Source organism: Micrococcus sp. LASM2_SD2 (genome assembly GCF_057364565.1).
On the sequence record NZ_JBNFOB010000511.1, the window covers coordinates 1 to 475 of the forward strand.

Annotated in this window: 1 protein-coding gene; it reads left to right on the forward strand. The window is 77.9% G+C overall.

The genetic code is table 11. From position 1 onward, the window contains the following. Positions 1-105: 105 nt before the first annotated feature. Positions 106-475 (forward strand): Lhr family helicase (locus AC2W7A_RS13370; RefSeq protein WP_485991773.1); only part of this gene is annotated, 370 nt, incomplete at its 3' end.

Sequence of the window (475 nt, forward strand, 5' to 3'; positions counted from 1 at the left end):
CCCTCACCCCGGGGCCCTGGGGCGGGATGTCCGCCGCGGAGACGGCCCCGGGCGGCAGGCCCGCTTGGTCCCCTGCTGATCGCCCCCCGAGCCGGACCCCGACCCTTGCGCGCCCACGCCACCGCCGAGCTGCTGCTGGACCGGTACGGCGTGATCACCCGCGGCTCCGTGGTGGCCGAGGAGGTCCCCGGCGGCTTCGCCGGCCAGTACCGGCTGCTGACCCGCATGGAGGAGTCCGGGCAGGTCCGGCGCGGCCACTTCGTGGACCGCCTCGGCGGCGCCCAGTTCTCCACCGGCTCCGTGGTGGACCGGCTCCGCCAGTTCCAGAAGGAGCGCGACGACCCTCCCTCGCCCGAGCAGGACGACCTCGCCTCCGGCGAGGTGAGCCCGCTGGGACCGCCGCCGGCCCCGGCGGGCGCGGGGCCGTCGTCGAGAAGCGGGCGCGGTGCGAACGACCGTGGACCGGCCGCCTGGG